We start from the raw sequence: 1,457 nt of genomic DNA on the forward strand, positions 1-1,457 counted from the left end.
TGCTCAAGAACCAACACCACACCCTGCCGCTGGCCCACACCATCAAAACCCTGGCCGTGGTGGGGCCCAATGCCGACGACGAGGAGGTGCCGCTGGCCAATTACCACGGCTTTCCCTCCCAGGTCGTGACGCCGCTGGCGGGCCTGCGCAACCGCCTGCCGGGCACCAACATCCTCTACGCCAAGGGCAGCCGCCACGTAGCGGAAGTGCCGGCGCTGGACGTCATTCCCACTGATTATCTGTTCACCACGGCTGATGCGAAGACGCACGGCCTCAACGCGGAATATTACGCCAACAGCAAATTTCAGGGCCCTCCGGCGCGGCGGCAGGTGGATAAGAACGTTGATTTTTACTGGATTAACCGCCTGCCGGCCGCGACGTTTGACCGCGAGAATTTCAGCGCCAAATGGTCGGGCTACCTGCGGCCGCCCACGTCGGGGACCTACAGCCTAGGCCTGCACGGCTACGAGCAGTGCGAGCTGCGGTTCAACGACAGCTTGGTGGCCCGCATCAACAACGAGCACGAGCCCGACCTCAAGTACCAGCCCTTTGTGCTGGAAGCCGGCAAAACCTACAAGCTGGAGCTGCGCTTCGCCAACACCAAGCCCGCGCCGTTGGTGCAGCTGAAATGGGAAGTGCCGAACCAGGACCTGCAAGCCAAAGCGCTGGCCATCTGCAAAAAAGCCGATGCCGTGGTGCTGTGCATGGGCCTCTCGGCGCACCTGGAGGGAGAGGAGATGAAGAACTTCGTAGTCGACGGCTTCAACAAGGGCGACCGGACCAAGCTCAAGCTGCCCGACACGCAACTGCAGCTGATAAAAGCCGTGCAGGCCCTGGGCAAGCCCGTGGTGCTGGTGCTGCTCAACGGCAGCGCCGTGGCCGTGAACTGGGAAAACGCCCACCTGCCGGCCATCGTGGAGGCCTGGTACGGCGGGCAGCAGGCCGGCAACGCCCTGGCCGATGTGCTGACCGGGGCCGTGAACCCCGCCGGCCGCCTGCCCGTGACCTACTACACCTCCGAAACGCAGCTGCCGGCCTTCGACAGCTACGACATGGCCGGCCGCACCTACCGCTACTTCAGTGGGCAGCCACTTTACGAGTTCGGCTACGGCCTGAGCTACACCACCTTCGCCTACTCCCACCTGCAGCTGGCGACGACGGCCGCCATCGGCCAGCCCGTGACGGTGAGTGCCACGGTGAAGAACACCGGCGCCCGCGCCGGCGACGAAATCGTGCAGCTCTACCTGGCCAACACCAGCAGCCCGAATAAGCCCGAAATCCGCACCCTGAAAGGCTTTCAGCGGGTGACGCTGCGGCCCGGCGAGCAGCGCACGGTGAGCTTCCCCCTTGCTCCGGCTGATTTCTCGACCATCGACGATGCGGGCCACCGGGTCGTCAATCCCGACGCCTTCACCATTGCCGTGGGCGGCCGGCAGCCGGGCAAAGCGGCCGGCCCC

At 65.0% G+C, this 1,457-nt stretch carries 1 protein-coding gene; it reads left to right on the plus strand.

Annotated elements, in window-relative coordinates; translation table 11 throughout:
- Positions 1-1,457: glycoside hydrolase family 3 C-terminal domain-containing protein (locus J4G38_RS26720; protein WP_226163933.1), on the plus strand; the 1,457-nt coding region annotated here is incomplete at both ends.

This window comes from Hymenobacter terricola (assembly GCF_017921975.2).
GTDB classification, from domain to species: Bacteria; Bacteroidota; Bacteroidia; order Cytophagales; family Hymenobacteraceae; genus Hymenobacter; species Hymenobacter terricola.